This window comes from Paraburkholderia susongensis (genome assembly GCF_900177725.1).
Classification (GTDB): Bacteria; Pseudomonadota; Gammaproteobacteria; order Burkholderiales; family Burkholderiaceae; genus Paraburkholderia; species Paraburkholderia susongensis.
Map to the genome: position 1 here is coordinate 435,973 of NZ_FXAT01000002.1, position 16,592 is coordinate 452,564.

The following is a 16,592-nucleotide window of genomic DNA, read 5'->3' on the forward strand; positions in this document are numbered from 1 at the left end:
CAGGGCTCACCCAAGGCCTGCCCAGCGCTCATTCAGCGCTCATTCAGAACTCGCGCGCTTCCAACTCAGATGGCACGGCTTGATTCCAGCCCTCGTGCGCCCGCCGATGAGATCGGCGGCCAAGCTGCCCGCAGCAAAAGAGCCCACTCGCCACGGCATCGCGAAATCGCGCCGCGCTACATCGAGCGGCGGTCGAGCATCGCGCGTGCGATCGTGCCGGCGTCGACATACTCGAGTTCGCCGCCCACCGGCACGCCGCGCGCGAGACGCGTGACCGCGAGCCCGCGCGCCTTGAGCGTCTGCCCGAGGTAATGCGCGGTGGCTTCGCCTTCGTTGGTGAAATTGGTGGCGAGCACGACTTCCTTGACGATGCCATCCGACGCGCGCTTCACGAGCCGGTCGAAATGGATCTCCTTCGGGCCGATGCCGTCGAGCGGACTCAGGCGCCCCATCAGCACGAAATAGAGGCCGCGATAGGTCATCGTCTGTTCGAGCATGATCTGGTCGGCCGGCGTCTCGACGACGCACAGCAGCGACGGATCGCGCTCTTCATCGAGGCAGACTTCGCAGATCTGCGCTTCGGTAAACGTGTTGCACTTTTCGCAGTGACGCAGATGCTCGGTGGCGAACAGCAGCGAGCGGCCGAGTTTTTCGGCGCCTTCGCGATCGTGCTGCATCAGGTGATACGCCATGCGTTGCGCGGACTTGGGCCCGACACCGGGCAGCGCGCGCAGCGCTTCGACGAGCGCCGACAAGGCGGAAGGTTGTTTCATGCGGATCGGCGTCGAAGTGGATGGTACGCGGTGGGCGAATCGAAAAACGGCGAACGCTGCTCGAACGTGCTTTAGCGCGATCGTGGCGTCTACCGCATCGGTCGCATCTGCGGCGCCTGCAACGTCCAGCGTCGGCTGGCATTTTCACGCTCGGCCTGCACTGCGGCGCCACGGGTGTTTCCAGCATCTGCGGCTTGCACGCGTCGCGTGCCGGCTCAGCGCCTGCGTTCGCACCGCGGCGATGACCGCCGCGGCATTCGCTCTCGTTGCGGCCAGTTCAGAACGGCAGCTTGAAGCCCGGCGGCAACGGCAGGCCCGCGGTCATGCCGCCCATTTTTTCCTGAGCGGTCGCCTCGGCCTTGCGCACGGCGTCGTTGAACGCTGCGGCGACGAGGTCTTCCAGCATGTCCTTGTCGTCGGAGAGCAGGCTCGGGTCGATCGACACGCGGCGCACGTCGTTCTTGCAGGTCATCGTCACCTTCACGAGACCGGCGCCCGACTGGCCCTCGACTTCGATCAGCGCGAGCTGCTCCTGCATCTTCTTCATGTTTTCCTGCATCTGCTGGGCTTGCTTCATCAGCCCGGCGAGTTGGCCCTTCATCATGGACATGCTCCTTCTAGATAGCTTGAAATCTGGACATCGGCGCCGCGGTGCGACGACGCCGCGAAATAGCGGATCAGTGGGCCGGCGCCGCGCCGTTCGGGGCGGCGTCCGGGGTAATCGGGCGGATCGAACCGTCGACGATGCTCGCGCCGAACTCGCGGATCAGCGACTGCACGAACGGATCGGCGCGAATCTCGCGCTCGGCCTCCTGCTGACGCTGCGCGCGCACGGCGGCATCGTGCGCGGCGGCGGTGCGGCGCGCCGGGCCGACTTCGACCTGCACATCGACGCTCCGGCCGAGCCGTTCGATGAGCGCGGCCTTCAGTTTAGCGACCTGCGACACTTCCGCGTATTGCGGCACCGGCACGTTGAGCTTGAGCGTGCTGCCGTCCAGCGCCATCAGTTCGCTGTTGAACGCGAGCTGGTACGAAATGCCCTTGAGCGGCAGATCGACCGCGAACGCGGGCCAGTCGCCGCTGAAGCCGAGTGAATCGAGCGGCACGGCGGGCGGCAGCGGACGCGTGTCGAGCGCTGGCGGCGTGGCGGCGGACCTGGCCGCCGTGGCGGCCGCGCGGTCCATGCGGACGTCGTCGGGACCGCGGTCGAACACCGGCACGTAGTTATCGTCCGGCGGGCCGAAATAGCCGTCGTCCGCGGCGGAGAGCGGGATGTAGTCGTCGGGCGGCATGTCGTCCCACGGCGGAACCGACGAGCCGTCCGGCTCCGTGGCGCTGCTGCGCGCAGGTGATGGCTGCGCGGCGGCGCCAGCGGAATCTGCTGCCGTATCTGCGGCATCCTGCGGCGCACGGCGGGGCGCGCCCGGCGTCGGCACCGGGACCACCACGCGCGGCGCGGCTGGTTTCGGCGTCGCGGGCGCGGCGCTGGGTTTGGCAGTGGCCGCAGACGCCGTTGCCGAACTCGCACGGTTGCGCTCCGAGGATACTTTGAGGCCGGCGTTGCGCAATACGTCGAGGGCGGCGCTTGCGCCGCCGGCGCGCCGTGGAGTGGAATCGGCTGGAGTTGGCGCAGTTGTCGAGGGTGGCTGTTCCGGCTCCTGCTCCTGCTCCTGCTCCGGCGATACGGCCTGCTGCGCGCGCGCCAGCGCGGCGGTTTCAGGCGCGGTCGGCGCGCTCTGCGCGGACGCAGATGCCGCATCGGCCAGTTCATTTGGCGCCGGTTCGTTCACGCGAGCGCCAGCAGCGTCTTCGTTCGCAGGCGCGTCTTCCCAGGGAGCCAACGGGCGCTCCGTAACGACAGGCGACGTATCGCCAGCGCATGCGGCCACCGCCGTCGCGCCATCCGAAGCCTGTGCCGGCTCGCTGACGGTTGCCGACTCGGCATCACGCGATTGCGGTGCTGCCGTATCTTGCGCGGTGTTGGCAGCCGCGCCAGCTGCGGGCTGCGCAATCGGCGCGGATTTCACCGCATCATCTCGATCCCTGGCTGCATCGGCAGTTTGAGTTCCACGCACCGGCGCGGCGGCGGGCATCGCATCGCGCGCGCTCGCGGCCGGCGCGGGCGAAGCCGCCCCGCCCACGATTGCCGTTGCGGACGACCCCGACAGCGCGCGTAGCGCGGCAACCGTCGGCGCGCCCGAGCGCTTCGCACCAGCCGCGCCCGCCTGCGAACCGGCGCCAGCCGTTCCGTCACCACCGCCACCACCATTAGGCGCCAGCTCGAACGCGAGCATGCGCAACAGCGTCATCGTGAAACCGGCGTATTCATCCGGCGCGAGGCCGAGTTCGCTACGGCCGATCGTCGCGATCTGATAGAACAGTTGCACCTGCTCGGGGCTCAGCGCATCTGCGAAGCGCCGCAGATCAGCCGCTTCCGGCCATTCGTCGAGCACCGATGACGGCGCGAACTGCGCCCACGCAATCCGGTGCAGCAAACTCGCGAGATCCTGCAAAGCCGTCGAAAACGACAGGCTGCGCAACGCCATCTCGTCGGCGATCGCGAGCACCGCCGCGCCGTCACCCTGCGCAAGTGCGTCGAGCAGCCGGATCAGATAGCTCTGGTCGAGTGCGCCGAGCATGCCGCGCACCGCGTCTTCGCTGACCTGGTTCGCCGAATAGGCGATCGCCTGGTCGGTCAGCGAGAGCGCGTCGCGCATCGAACCGTCGGCCGCACGCGCAAGCAGACGCAGCGCTTGCGCGTCGTACGGCACGTTTTCTTCACCGAGAATGCGTTCGAGATGCGAGACGATATGGCCGGCCGGCATCTGCTTCAGATTGAACTGCAGACAGCGCGACAGCACCGTGACCGGAATCTTCTGCGGATCGGTGGTCGCGAGAATGAATTTGACGTGCGGCGGCGGCTCCTCCAGCGTCTTCAGCATCGCGTTGAAGGCGTGGTTCGTGAGCATGTGCACTTCGTCGATCATGTAGACCTTGAAGCGCGCATCGACCGGCGCGTACACCGCGCGTTCGAGCAGCGCGGCCATTTCGTCGACGCCGCGATTGCTCGCCGCGTCCATCTCCACGTAATCGACAAAACGCCCTTCATCGATCTCGCGGCACGCGCGGCACACGCCGCACGGTGTCGAGGTCACACCGGTCTCGCAGTTCAGCGCCTTGGCGAAGATGCGCGACAGCGTGGTCTTGCCGACACCGCGCGTGCCTGTAAACAGATAGGCATGATGCAGGCGGCCACCGTCGAGCGCGTGGGTGAGCGCGCGCACCACGTGCTCCTGTCCGACGAGCGAAGCGAAATCCTTCGGCCGCCATTTGCGTGCGAGAACTTGATAGGTCATCGGGAAATTGTATCAGTAACAATGGCGCGGAAAACCGATTCGGGATGAAGCGCGAACGCGTGTTGCCGCTTCCCTGGAACAGCCTGACGGGCCATCGCGGAAAACCTGTGACATTCACGATGGCAGCCTTGATGACAGCGGTGGTGAACTGCGAGGCGACATGCGGTGATGCGCGCGAGTCGACCGCGTCGACGCCCCGGTGGAACACGACGAACGATCAGAATGAAAGCCGGAAAAATGGCTGCGGAGAAACCGCGAAGAAAACAACTGGGGGAAACAGAAGAGGAAGGTGACGAGCCCGACCCTCGGCACTGGCGGAAAACGGCTGTGGCTGCTTCGTTCCCGACCTGACCAGGTTGACCATCCCGCCATGCGAGGAGGCCCGTCACGAAACATTCTATCATTGCCTGGCGCATCGCGCGACTGTTAATACGAGCAAAACGTAATCGACGCTCCGGATCGCACACCTTTGCCCTTCTTCGCGCGCCGCTCGCCATCTTCCTCGCATCCACCGGAACGCACGCCGAAGCCACCCCGCCCAGCGCACTTGACTTCGCCCCGCGCGCCACCATTTAAGCTGCGTCGCGGTGACCGCAGCATGTGACGGAAACCTGGTGGCACATCACCGGCAGTCGTTGGCCCCACTGCCTCTGATGAGTACTATCGCCCCCGGCAACGCATAGCGAATTAAGCTACACTGCCAGTTGGATGACCCGCAAACGCGAGCCTTCCCGCGCATTCCGTGAAAATCCGGCGGTTTTTCAGGCGGTTCTCCCGGATTTTCGCAGGCATGCGCGGCGCGACTCCGGGCGCGGCAAAGCGAACGGAAATTTCCCTGGTTTTTGACGTATCGTGGCGAGCAATTCAGGCGGGCCTCGAACCGATAGAGGTATTCATAAATGAGCGAACAAATCAAACATATTAGCGACGCATCGTTCGAACAGGACGTCGTGAAATCCGATAAACCCGTGCTGCTCGATTTCTGGGCCGAATGGTGCGGTCCGTGCAAGATGATCGCGCCGATCCTCGACGAAGTCGCGAAGGATTACGCCGATCGCCTGCAAATCGCCAAGATCAATGTCGACGAGCATCAGTCCACGCCGGTCAAGTTCGGCGTGCGCGGCATCCCCACGCTGATCCTGTTCAAGAACGGCGCGGTCGCCGCACAGAAGGTCGGCGCACTGTCGAAGTCGCAACTCACGGCATTCCTCGACGGCAACCTGTAAAAAGCGGGGCTGCGGCGTGTGTGGATCCAACGTAATCCGCACGCGCCTGAAGTTGAGCGCATCGGTTGCGCGCACTGGCGGGGCGTGTTGTCAGCCGGCAACACGCCTCACGAGAAAGATGCCGCGCCGCCGCACTGGCGGAAGTTGGCGTGTGCTATGCTAGAATCCACAAAACGTCGAAAAGACGTGTAAGTCTTTGAGCGTTCCGCTCACCCTCCTCCCAGATTTCATTTCGTCGCACCTTCTCCTGCGGGTTCTCCGTATGCATTTATCCGAGCTTAAGACTCAGCACGTGTCCCAATTGATCGAGATGGCCAATGGCCTCGAGATCGAAAGCGCGAACCGCCTGCGCAAGCAGGAATTGATGTTCGCCATTCTAAAAAAACGAGCCAAAGCGGGCGACACGATCTTCGGCGACGGCACGCTCGAAGTGCTGCCGGACGGTTTCGGCTTCCTGCGTTCGCCGGAAACCTCCTACCTGGCCAGCACGGACGACATCTATATCAGTCCGTCGCAAATCCGCCGCTTCAACCTGCATACGGGCGACACGATCGAAGGCGAAGTGCGCACGCCGAAAGACGGCGAGCGCTATTTCGCGCTGGTGAAGGTGGACAAGGTCAACGGCCAGCCGCCGGAGGCCTCGAAGCACAAGATCATGTTCGAAAACCTGACGCCGCTGCACCCGAACAAGGTGCTGCTGCTCGAACGTGAAATGCGCGGCGAAGAAAACGTCACGGGCCGCATCATCGACATGATCGCGCCGATCGGCAAAGGCCAGCGCGGCCTGCTGGTCGCCTCGCCGAAGTCGGGCAAGACCGTGATGCTTCAGCACATCGCCCACGCGATCAAGCAGAACCATCCCGACATCAAGCTGTTCGTGTTGCTGATCGACGAGCGTCCGGAAGAAGTGACGGAAATGCAGCGTTCGGTGGCGGGCGAAGTGATCGCCTCCACGTTCGACGAACCCGCCGCGCGTCACGTGCAGGTCGCCGAAATGGTGATCGAAAAGGCCAAGCGCCTCGTCGAAATGAAGAACGACGTCGTGATCCTGCTCGACTCGATCACGCGTCTCGCGCGCGCTTACAACACGGTCGTGCCGGCCTCGGGCAAAGTGCTCACGGGCGGTGTCGACGCGAACGCGCTGCAGCGCCCGAAGCGCTTCTTCGGCGCGGCGCGCAATATCGAGGAAGGCGGGTCGCTCACCATCATCGGCACGGCGCTGATCGAAACCGGCAGCCGCATGGACGACGTGATCTACGAAGAGTTCAAGGGCACCGGCAACATGGAAGTGCACCTCGAGCGCCGCCTCGCCGAGAAGCGCGTCTACCCGTCGATCAACCTGAACAAGTCCGGCACGCGCCGCGAAGAACTGCTGATCAAGCCGGAAGTGCTGCAGAAGATCTGGATACTGCGCAAGTTCATTCACGACATGGACGAAGTCGAGTCGATGGAATTCCTGCTCGACAAGATCCGCCAGACGAAGAGCAACTCCGAGTTCTTCGACATGATGCGTCGCGGTGGCGGCAGCTAACGCTCGACACTCGCGCTGGCCGTCAGTCAAGGCTGGCGGCCGTATCACCGGATAAAAAACCGCTCGCGATCTGCGAGCGGTTTTTTTTCGCCCTCGCCCTCGCTGTCTCTCTCGCGCGTCCGTCTGCCGACTCGCCCGTCCGTCGGATCCTCCCTCAACATGTACGTGAACGTACACGTTAGAGTACAATGCGGACAGTCCGTCACTCCCCGTCTCCGCTCATGCCGAACGACACCCCCGCGCTATTGACCGTGCGCGACGCCGCCGAACGGCTCGGCGTCACCCCGCGCACGCTGAAGTACTACGAGGAACGCGGCCTCGTCTCGCCCACGCGCAGCGAAGGCCGCTACCGCCTCTACGACGAGGAGGACCTCAAGCGCTTCGCGCGCATCCTGCGTTTGCGCTCGCTCGGCTTCTCGCTGCATAGCATTACCGAAATGCTCAAGCGTCCGCTCGAACCGGTCGACGGCGGTCATCGTTACTCGACCGAATCGCTGCGGCAGATTCGCGACGCGATCGCCCAGCAGGTCGCGGCGCTCGACTCTCGCATCGAAGCGGTGGGCCGCGAACTCAAGGAAGCGCAGAAGCTGCGCGCCGAATTGAGCCCCGATCTCGATTATCTGGAGCGGCGCCTTGCCGGCGAAAACGCCGAGAAGCTGCTCGAGCAACGCCGCAACGCGCGGGCCCAAACGGCGGGCACGGCACCCGCCAGGCGCGCCGGCAAATCACGCGGTGCCGCGCCGGGCAAATCCTCATGAGCGCTGCATCGTCGCGGCCGGCGTCGCGTGCCGCGTGGTTCAGCGTCGAAAAACTGCGCGGCGATTTTTTCCCGTGGGTGCTCGCGGTCGTCACCGGCCTCGACTATTTCGACAACGCGATCTTTTCGTTTTTCGCGAGCTACATCGCAGGCGGCGTCAATGCATCGCCCGACGAACTCGTGTGGGCGTCGAGCGCGTACGCGGTCGCGGCGGTGCTCGGCATCCTGCAGCAGGAATGGTGGGTCGAGCGCTTCGGCTACCGGCGCTACGTGGCCGGCTGCATGCTGCTCTATTCGGCCGGCGCGGCAGCGGCCGCGCTCAGCGAATCGTCGATCGAACTCGCACTCGCGCGCGGCTTTCAGGGCTACTTCATCGGCCCGATGATGGGCACCTGCCGCATCCTGATCCAGATGAGTTTCACGCCGCAGCAACGGCCCGCGGCCACGCGCGCGTTTCTGCTGCTGATCGTCCTCGCGAGCGCGCTCGCACCGCTCGCCGGCGGGCAACTGGTCGCGCATTTCGACTGGCGCGCGCTGTTCGCCTGCACGGTGCCGGCCGGCATACTGTTCGCCGTGCTCGCGCTGCTCGCGCTACCCGACGCCGGCAACCGCCTGCCCGAAGAACGCGGCTCCTCGCATTTCTGGCCGTATCTGATCTTCGCGTTCGCCCAGGGCGCGCTGCAGATCGTCATGCAGCAGGTACGCTTCCAGCTCTTCAGCGCGTCACCTGGCCTGATTCTGCTGACGGTGGCAGGCTTCGGCGCACTCGGCTGGTTCGTGTATCACCAGTGGCATCACCCCGCGCCGCTCGTGCGCCTGCACGCGTTGCGCGAAAAGGTCTTCCAGGTCGGCATCGTGCTGTACATGTTCTACTACTACATGACGACGGTGTTCAGCTACCTGATCTCGCGCTTTCTCGAAAGCGGCCTCGGCTATCCGGTCGAGAATACCGGGCGGCTCGTCGGCGTGACGTCGCTGATTTCGGCGAGCGCGCTGTTCGTCTACCTGCGTTATGCCAAACTGCTGACGCGCAAGAAGTGGATCATCGTGCCGGGCTTCGCACTGGCCGCCTTTACCGCTGCGTGGATGACACGCATGTCGCCGGGCGTCGGCGAAGCGGCGCTCCTCGTGCCGCTGCTGCTGCGCGGCTTGCTGTTGCTCTTCATCGTGCTGCCGGTCGCCAACCTCACGTTCCGGATCTTCGCGATCGAAGAGTTCACGCACGGCTACCGGCTCAAAAACATCGTGCGGCAATTGACGATCTCGTTCGCCACCGCCTCTGCGATCATCGTCGAACAGCATCGGCTCGCGCTGCATCAGAGTCGCCTCGCGGAGTCCGTGAATCCGTACAATCCGGTGTTCCAGAATACGCTCGCGACGCTGACCCGAGGCTTCACCGCCGCCGGCCATGCGGCGTCCGAGGCGCATGCGCTCGCGATCGCGTCGATCAGCCGGACGGTCGCGCAGCAGGCGAGTTTTCTGGCCTCGCTCGACGGCTTCTATTTCCTGATCGGCGTCGCGATATGCGGCGGCCTGTTCGCCGCGTGGCAAAAACAGATCGACTAGAGGTGCAATCACGCCATGCTCTCGAAACTCACTGACTGGCTGGGCACGCGCCGCCGCGAGCGCGCACTGCGCGATTACGCGATCGACGAACCGCTGTGGCAGGCCACGCTCGACGGCCTGCCGTTTCTTGCCCACCTCGAGCCGCCCGATCTCGCGCGGCTGCGCGAACTGACGAGCCTCTTCATCGCGCAAAAGGAGTTCTCGACCGCGCACGAACTGGAGCTAACCGACGCGATGACGGTCGGGATCGCCGCGCAGGCCTGTCTACCGGTGCTGAACCTGAGCCTCGATCTGTATCGCGGCTGGGTCGGCGTGATCGTCTATCCGGGCGAGTTCGTGATCCGCAAGACCGTCGAGGACGAAGACGGCGTCGTGCACGAGATCGAGCACGACGCGAGCGGCGAGGCGTGGGAAGGCGGACCGGTGGTGCTCTCGTGGGAAGACGCGCAGATGACGGACAGCGCCGACGCGTACAACGTCGTGATACACGAGTTCGCGCACAAGATCGACATGCTGAACGGCGAGGCGGACGGCCACCCGCCGCTGATGCGCCGCTGGCACGCGCCGCTCGACGGACCGGCGTGGGCGGATGTGTTCGACCACGCATACGACCAGTTCTGCGCGAAGGTCGACGCGGTGCCGCAGCGCCGCTGGGCGCGTTTCGAGCGGGAATCGCTGATCGATCCATACGCGGCCGATCATCCGTCGGAATTTTTTGCCGTGTGCAGCGAGGCGCTGTTCGTGCAGCCGCAGGCGTTCGAGGCGGAATATCCGGAGCTGTACCGGCTGCTTGCGCGCTATTACCGGCAGGATCCGGCGCGTGTCGGGCTGACGTTCGCGCCGGCTTGAGGGCATGACCGAGAATCACCAACCCTATGTCCCGAGCCAGACAGGCGTTCGCCGGGAGCCCAACCGGAGCCAATAGAAAGCGCTGGCAGAAAATTCGCCAACCAACTGATTTTCTGGCATAATCGCGGTTTTTCGACCGTAGGCAAGTGGCTCGCGCCTGAAGGCAGTCCATCAGCAAGGCTGCACGCGGGTTGGCTACCGCCAGATTAAAGGAAAGACCATGAAAGAAGGCATTCACCCGGATTACCGCGAAGTTCTGTTCGTCGACATGTCGAACGACTTCAGGTTCGTGACGCGCTCGACCATCCAGACGCGTGAAACCGCGGAATTCAACGGCAAGACCTACCCGCTCGCGAAGATCGAAGTGTCGTCGGAATCGCATCCGTTCTACACCGGTCAACAGAAGATCATGGACACGGCCGGCCGCGTCGAGAAGTTCAACAAGAAGTTCGGTGCACGCGCTTCGGGCAAGGCAGCAGCGAAGTAATATCGCATCGTCGCCGGCCTTTAGCCGGCAGCGAAGCAGAAAAAAAGGGCAGCGCGAGCTGCCCTTTTTTGTCGCCTGCTTCTACACATGCTCGTGCGCATGACTCGCGTCACCGGCAGCGCCGGATGCGGGCGTGCAAAATCCCTGCGCAAAAATCAGGCGCCGCAACCAGACATCCGGGCGGCGCCTCGCCCTCAGCGCCGTGTAACAGCTTTCACAACGGCGTTGCCGGCCGTTACTGGCCGTGACGTGCATCGCACGGCACGTCTACAATGCCGGATGCCCGAGACGGGCGGCCTGCCGCCCTGACCCGCCGGCCGGCCCCCGGCTGCATCGCTTATCCAGACTCCACACACACTGCATGAGACCTGTCGTTCGCCTCACTGCCTCTGCGACCAGTGCCTTGCCGCGCTGGCTGCTGCTGACCATCTGTATCGTCTACGCGTCGTTTGGCCTGTTCGGCCGCGATCCGTGGAAGAACGAGGACGCAGCCGGCTTCGGTGTCATGTGGACGATGGCGAACGGCGGCGCCCATGACTGGCTGCTGCCGAACCTCGTCGGCAAATATCTGACCGAGGACGGCCCGCTCGGCTACTGGCTCGGCGCAAGCGCGATCCGCGTGCTCGCGCCGTGGGTCGATGCGAGCAACGCGTCGCGCGTGTTCACGGGCCTGCTGTTCTGCGCGGGCTGCGCGTTCGTCTGGTACGGCGCCTATCTGCTCGGCCGGCGCGCCGAGGTGCAGCCGTTCAAATACGCGTTCGGCGGCGAGCCGGAGCCGCGCGACTACGGCCGCACACTCGCCGACGGCGCGCTGCTGATCCTGCTCGCATGTTTCGGTCTCGCCGAGCGCGGTCACGAAACCACGCCGCAACTCGCGCAGTTCGTCTGCATCGCGATGCTCGTGTACGGCCTCGTGCGCATGATCGACAAGCCAATCCAGGGCGCGCTGCTCTGGGGTCTCGCGATCGGTCTCGTCACGCTCGCAAGCAGCCCGGTGCTGGTCGGCGCACTGCTGCTCGGCACGCTCGCGATGACGCTGATCGTGCGCGAAACGCGCTCGCGCTGGCTGCTGCTCGCGGGTCTCCCGGTGATGCTCGTGCTCGCGGCGTCGTGGCCGATCATCGCGCTCGCCACCTTCCCCGACGATGCCGTCTGGTATCTGAACCAATGGCTGCACGTGAGCCTGAGCTCGTTCGCGGGGCCACCCGGTTCGGTCGCCGCGTATGCGCTGAAAAACCTGCCGCTCTTCACCTGGCCCGCGTGGCCGCTCGCGCTGTGGTCGTGGTTTAGCTGGAAAGGTCTGCGGCGCGCGCCGCACGTGGCGATTCCGCTTTCGGTCATCGGCCCGCTCTTCGTGCTCGTCGTACTGCAAAGCCATCAGTCGAACCGGCTCTACATGCTGCTGCTGCCGCCGCTCGCGGTGCTCGCCACCTTCGCGCTGCCCACGCTCAAGCGCGGCGCGATCAATGCGATCGACTGGTTCGCGCTGCTCAGCTTCACGATTCTCGGCAGCTTCGTATGGCTCGTGTACGTGGCCGGCCTCACCGGCTTTCCGCATCCGCTCGCGCGCAACCTCGCGCGGCTCGCGCCGGGCTTCGTGCCGCAGTTCAAGATTCTGTCGTTCGTGTGCGCGGTAGCCGTGACGGTGTGCTGGTTCCTGCTCGTGCGCTGGCGTCTCGCGCGTCATCCGAAGGTACTGTGGCGTAGCGTCGTGCTCTCTAGCGCAGGCACGACGCTGATGTGGGTGCTGCTCATGACGCTGTGGCTGCCGGTCGTCAACTACAGCCGGACCTACCGCGACGTCGCGCAACAGATCGCGAGCCATCTGCCCGAAGACTACAGCTGCATCTCACCGGTGCGGCTCGGCAACGCGCAGATCGCGACCTTCGCGTATTTCGGCGACATGCATTTCGCATTCGACCAGGACTGCGACGTGATCCTTCGCCAGGACACGCAGGACTATAGCGATCCGAGCGCGATGCCGGACTACATCTGGAAGCTCGTCTGGGAAGGCCGCCGCGCGGCCGACCGCGACGAACGCTTCCGGCTGTACGTGCGCATCGACCGCCCGAAACCGCCACCTGGCAAGCGCCGCGGCTGGCACAAGAAGCTCGACTGACCATGCTCGCCGATGTACGGAAAATCGCCGCGCTGGCGTGGCCCGTATTGATCGGCCAGTTGGCGATCATTGCCTTCGGCGTGATGGATACGGCGATGGTCGGCCGCTACTCGGCGGTCGATCTGGCCGCCCTCGGTCTCGGCTCGTCGATCTACGTGTCGGTCTATATCGGCCTGACCGGCATTCTGACCGCGTTGCAGCCGATCACCGCGCAACTTTACGGCGCGAGCCGCTACGGCGAGATCGGCGAGGAAGTGCGCCAGTCGTTCTGGCTCGCGGCGGCGCTGACGGTGATCGGCTTCCTGATCCTGTTCTTTCCGGGGCCATTGCTGCGGCTGTCGCATGTGCCCGACGCGCTTTACGAGCGCACGCTCGCCTATCTGCGGATTCTCGCCTTCGGCCTGCCCGCCGGCCTCGTGTTTCGCATCTACAGCTCGGTCGCCAATGCGCTCGGCAAACCCCGGCTCGTGATGTTCCTGCAGGTCGGCGCGCTGCTGCTCAAGATTCCACTCAACACGTGGCTCATTTTCGGCGGGCTCGGCGTGCCCGCGCTCGGCGGCCCGGGCTGCGCGCTCGCCAGTACGGCGCTCAACTGGGCGCTGGCGGTGCTCGGCATGCTGCTGCTCGTGCGCGTCGACGTGTTCAGGCCGCTCGGTATCTTCACGCACTTCTGCTGGCCGGTCTGGAAACGTCAGGCCGCGCAGTTGCGGCTCGGCATTCCGATGGGCCTGTCGTATCTGATCGAAGTCACGTCATACACGTTCATGGCGCTCTTCATCGCGCGCTTCGGCACGACGACGCTCGCGGGACATCAGATCGCCGGCAACATCGGCGCGGTGCTGTACATGACGCCGCTATCGATCGGCATCGCCGCGTCGACGCTCGTCGCCCAGGCGCTCGGCGCGCATAAGCCGGAAGCCGCGCGCACGCTGTCGCGCCACGGCATCGCGATGGCGGTTGCGATCGCGTGCTGTTACGGCGCGCTCGTGCTCGTGCTGCGGCCGTACATCATCGACGGTTATACGACGAACGCGCAGGTCGCGGCGGCGGCGCTGCCGCTCGTGCTGATCGTCGCCGGCTATCACCTGTTCGACGCGCTGCAGATTTCCACCGCGTTCGTGCTGCGCGCGTACAAGGTGGCGGTCGTGCCGACCGTCATCTATGCGATTGCGCTGTGGGGCGTGGGGCTCGGCGGCGGCTATGTGCTCGGCTTCGATACGACCGGCGTCACGCCGCCGTGGCTAACCGGTGCGCGCGGTTTCTGGGTCGCGAATACCGCGAGTCTCGCGATTGCCGGCATCGGCTTGCTCGTGTACTGGCGAATCGTGAGCCGGCGGTATTTGCGCGAGAACGCAGGCATGAGGGTGGATTCGGCCGTGTGAGGAGCCTTGGGCGGGGCTTGAAGGCTTCGACTTTGCGCCCTATCCCGGCGTGCTTTTCGTAAAGCGGAATGCCCACAAAATCGACCGTTAGTTGCATTTCTATTCCCTAAAAAGCGGCCGCGCAAACACGGCCGCCCCACTCCGCGGGACCCTCACCCCGCGCACGCCATCTCCTGCGCCTCCCGTTCGCGCCGCTCGAAAATCTCGCGCGCCGCAAAGAGCGCATTGAGCGCGGCCGGAAAGCCCGCATAAAGCGCCATCTGCATGAACACCTCGACAATCTCCTCGCGCGTGCAGCCGACGTTCAGCGCCGCCTCGATATGCACCTTCAATTGCGGCTGCGCACAGCCGAGTGTCGCGAGCGACGCGATCGTCGCGATTTCGCGCGTGCGCAGATCGAGCTGTGGCCGGCTGTAGATATCGCCGAAACCGAATTCGATCAGCAGACGGCCGAATTCCGGCGCAACCGGCGCGAGCGCGGCGATTACCTGCTCGCCCGCCGAGCCGTCGATTTCCCTGAGTTTGTCCCAGCCGCGGGTGTAGCGGTCGTTTTGTGCGTAGTCCATGGTGAGTCCTGTCCGTTGTGTTCGTGCGTGAGCGAAAGTGAGGACGACGAGGCTTCGTCGTCCTGCCGTGCCGGATCATGCTCAACCGCGCCGCCCGCCGCCTCGTAGTACGCGATCTTCCCGACGATCGCGCCGAGGTTGCTCTGCAGCTCGGCGATCCGCGCCAGCACCGCATCGCGATGCTCGGCTAGCAGGTCGCGACGTGCGCGCATCGTCGGCTGACCTTGCGCGCGCAGCGCCGCGAACGCCTGCATGCCGGCGATCGGCATACCGGTCGCCTTCAGGCGCATCACGAACTGCAGCCAGTCGAGGTCGGCCGGCGAATACAGCCGATGCCCCGCCTGCGTGCGCCCGACCGGCCGGATCAGGCCAGCCTGTTCGTAGTAGCGCAGCGTATGCGTGGAGACGCCAATCGTTTCGGCGACCTGACCGATGGTGAGTGCGGATGAGTGTTTCGACATGACGGACTCAGGTTAGGACTTCGAGTGCACTCTAAGTCAAGCGGCGGATGCTGTCATGAATTTGCGTCGCCGGTTTGTATAAAGAGCGCTTTAAGGACTGTGGTATTGACACGGCAAAAAGTTTAAATATTGTCCACAGTGATTTACTTGTCGTAAATCGATCGGTATAAATCGTCCGCGTTCGCAAATAGGGGCCCGCGATTTGTTCTATGCTTAAGCGCAGCGCCTCTCGACAGGATGCGTCGTCCGTTCCCGGCTAACTTTTTTGCCCTCAATGGAGTGCTTGCCATGCTGAAGAAGCTTTTAATGCTTTGCGTTGCAGTGGCTTTGTCGCTGTCGGCCGGATTTGCCGCGGCCGTTGAAGTGAATTCCGCCGATCAGGCGGCGCTCGAAACAGTCAAGGGCATCGGCCCCGTGCATGCGAAGGCGATCATCGACGAACGCACGAAGAACGGTCCATTCAAGGATGCCGACGATCTCGCCACGCGCGTGAAGGGCATCGGCACCAAATCGGTCCAGAATCTCGAAGCGGCCGGCCTGACGATCAACGGCTCGTCCGCGCCGCCGACCGGTGCGAAGGCGTCCACGAAGTCGGGCAGCACGGCCACGAAGGCGGCACCGCCCGCGACCACAACCGCGGCGCCCGCGGTCACGCCTGCGCCGGCTGCCACCACCGCGCCGGCGGCGCCTGCCCAGGCGTCCGAGGCGAAGACGTCGAAGTCGAAGAAGAAGAGGGGCAAAGCAGCATCCGATGCAGCGGCCGCGTCGGCACCGGCAGCCACGGCGAACGCGCCGGCTGAAGCGTCCGGCACCAAGGCCTCGAAGAAGAAGGCAAAGAAGAGCAAGGCGGCATCGGCCGCGGCCGCTTCCGGTGCATAACGGCGCAGCCGTTGCACTGACGCTGCGCTGAAACCGTACGGAAGCTGCATCATCGCGCCGCGCAACCGCGCGGCGTTTTCACCCGCCAGGCCGTCATGCGCGCGCCGGCATTCAAGAGAGATTGTCATGAGCCTACTCGACACCATCGGTTCCCTGATTGGCAAATCGCCCGAAGGCGGCGGCCAGCAAGCACTGGTCTCAGCCGCGCTCGAATTCGTCAACAATCAGCCGGGCGGCCTGAACGGCCTGATCCAGCGCTTCCAGGAAAAGGGCCTCGGCGACGTCGTGTCGTCGTGGGTCGGCAACGGCGAGAACCAGCCGATCGCAGCCGACGCGCTGCATGGCGTGCTCGGCTCGGAAGCCGTGACCAACCTCGCCGCGAAGGCCGGCGTCCAGCCCGATCAGGTGACCGGCCTGCTGTCGCAGATTCTGCCGCACGTCGTCAACGCCGCCACGCCGGAAGGCGAAGTGCCGGCCGGCGGCCAGCTCAACTCGACCACGGTGCTCGGCGCGCTCGGCGGCATCGCGTCGCTGCTCGGCAACAAGGGCAACGCGTAAGAACGCTCTTGCGCGCGTTGGCGGTTCGAGCTGATTAGCTGATTGATCGCCGGGCACTGTCCGTCGATCTGGAGCCCGCCGT

General features: G+C 64.7%; 16 protein-coding genes and 1 other RNA gene. 11 read left to right on the forward strand and 6 right to left on the reverse strand.

The features are described from left to right. Positions 1 to 176 precede the first annotated feature (176 nt). The 3 genes from recR to B9Z01_RS07075 all read right to left on the reverse strand — a co-directional run bounded on the left by recR (position 177) and on the right by B9Z01_RS07075 (position 4,129). Complete coding sequence (gene recR / locus B9Z01_RS07065) at positions 177 to 773, reverse strand: recombination mediator RecR (protein WP_085481530.1); 597 nt, start codon at positions 771 to 773, stop codon at positions 177 to 179. Positions 774 to 1,050: 277 nt separating this feature from the next. Next, positions 1,051 to 1,377, reverse strand: coding sequence for a YbaB/EbfC family nucleoid-associated protein (locus tag B9Z01_RS07070; protein ID WP_085481531.1), 327 nt, complete (start codon positions 1,375 to 1,377; stop codon positions 1,051 to 1,053). Positions 1,378 to 1,450: 73 nt separating this feature from the next. Beyond that, positions 1,451 to 4,129, reverse strand: a complete 2,679-nt coding sequence (locus B9Z01_RS07075; protein WP_085481532.1) for a DNA polymerase III subunit gamma/tau — start codon at positions 4,127 to 4,129, stop codon at positions 1,451 to 1,453. A 44-nt stretch (positions 4,130 to 4,173) separates the two neighbouring features. Here B9Z01_RS07075 and B9Z01_RS34710 point away from each other — a divergent pair, with 44 nt between their 5' ends. Next, positions 4,174 to 4,422: a hypothetical protein gene (locus B9Z01_RS34710; RefSeq protein ID WP_143808848.1), complete on the forward strand. Its 249-nt coding sequence runs from the start codon at positions 4,174 to 4,176 to the stop codon at positions 4,420 to 4,422. Here the strand turns inward: B9Z01_RS34710 and ffs are convergent. Continuing rightward, positions 4,418 to 4,516: signal recognition particle sRNA small type (gene ffs / locus B9Z01_RS07080), an RNA gene on the reverse strand. The two genes, B9Z01_RS34710 and ffs, sit on opposite strands and share 5 nt — an antisense overlap. A gap of 512 nt (positions 4,517 to 5,028) precedes the next feature. On the opposite strand from ffs, the gene trxA reads away from it, so the two are divergent. The 8 genes from trxA to B9Z01_RS07120 all read left to right on the forward strand — a co-directional run bounded on the left by trxA (position 5,029) and on the right by B9Z01_RS07120 (position 14,046). After that, positions 5,029 to 5,355 (forward strand): thioredoxin TrxA, encoded by a 327-nt coding sequence (trxA, locus tag B9Z01_RS07085; RefSeq protein WP_006048864.1) that lies wholly within the window; start codon positions 5,029 to 5,031, stop codon positions 5,353 to 5,355. Between the two features lie 262 nt (positions 5,356 to 5,617). Further along, on the forward strand, positions 5,618 to 6,886 hold the full coding sequence (rho, locus tag B9Z01_RS07090; protein ID WP_085481533.1) for a transcription termination factor Rho: 1,269 nt from the start codon (positions 5,618 to 5,620) through the stop codon (positions 6,884 to 6,886). A gap of 221 nt (positions 6,887 to 7,107) precedes the next feature. After that, a complete protein-coding gene (locus B9Z01_RS07095) occupies positions 7,108 to 7,644 on the forward strand; it encodes a MerR family transcriptional regulator (RefSeq protein WP_085481534.1) in 537 nt (178 codons plus the stop codon). Beyond that, on the forward strand, positions 7,641 to 9,209 hold the full coding sequence (locus B9Z01_RS07100; RefSeq protein ID WP_085481535.1) for an MFS transporter: 1,569 nt from the start codon (positions 7,641 to 7,643) through the stop codon (positions 9,207 to 9,209). Before B9Z01_RS07095 ends, B9Z01_RS07100 begins: the two co-directional genes overlap by 4 nt. 15 nt (positions 9,210 to 9,224) lie before the next feature. Continuing rightward, positions 9,225 to 10,058 (forward strand): M90 family metallopeptidase, encoded by an 834-nt coding sequence (locus tag B9Z01_RS07105; RefSeq protein ID WP_085481536.1) that lies wholly within the window; start codon positions 9,225 to 9,227, stop codon positions 10,056 to 10,058. Positions 10,059 to 10,278: 220 nt separating this feature from the next. Further along, the gene (locus B9Z01_RS07110) at positions 10,279 to 10,545 is read left to right on the forward strand and encodes a type B 50S ribosomal protein L31 (protein ID WP_085481537.1); all 267 of its coding nucleotides are present in this window, start codon (positions 10,279 to 10,281) and stop codon (positions 10,543 to 10,545) included. 361 nt (positions 10,546 to 10,906) lie between these two features. Next, entirely contained in the window at positions 10,907 to 12,664 is a 1,758-nt protein-coding gene (locus B9Z01_RS07115) for an ArnT family glycosyltransferase (RefSeq protein WP_085481538.1), read from the forward strand. A 2-nt stretch (positions 12,665 to 12,666) separates the two neighbouring features. After that, positions 12,667 to 14,046: an MATE family efflux transporter gene (locus B9Z01_RS07120; RefSeq protein WP_085481539.1), complete on the forward strand. Its 1,380-nt coding sequence runs from the start codon at positions 12,667 to 12,669 to the stop codon at positions 14,044 to 14,046. Positions 14,047 to 14,198: 152 nt separating this feature from the next. Here the strand turns inward: B9Z01_RS07120 and B9Z01_RS07125 are convergent, their stop codons facing one another. Continuing rightward, a complete protein-coding gene (locus B9Z01_RS07125; protein ID WP_085481540.1) occupies positions 14,199 to 14,612 on the reverse strand; it encodes a carboxymuconolactone decarboxylase family protein in 414 nt (137 codons plus the stop codon). Continuing rightward, entirely contained in the window at positions 14,531 to 15,073 is a 543-nt protein-coding gene (locus tag B9Z01_RS07130; RefSeq protein WP_085481541.1) for a MerR family transcriptional regulator, read from the reverse strand. Before B9Z01_RS07130 ends, B9Z01_RS07125 begins: the two co-directional genes overlap by 82 nt. Positions 15,074 to 15,361: 288 nt before the next feature. Between B9Z01_RS07130 and B9Z01_RS07135 the strand changes: the two genes are divergently transcribed. Together B9Z01_RS07135 and B9Z01_RS07140 are read left to right on the forward strand one after the other, a co-directional pair. Further along, positions 15,362 to 15,952 (forward strand): ComEA family DNA-binding protein, encoded by a 591-nt coding sequence (locus B9Z01_RS07135; protein WP_085481542.1) that lies wholly within the window; start codon positions 15,362 to 15,364, stop codon positions 15,950 to 15,952. Positions 15,953 to 16,078: 126 nt separating this feature from the next. Continuing rightward, positions 16,079 to 16,510, forward strand: a complete 432-nt coding sequence (locus B9Z01_RS07140; protein ID WP_085481543.1) for a YidB family protein — start codon at positions 16,079 to 16,081, stop codon at positions 16,508 to 16,510. Positions 16,511 to 16,592 lie beyond the last annotated feature (82 nt).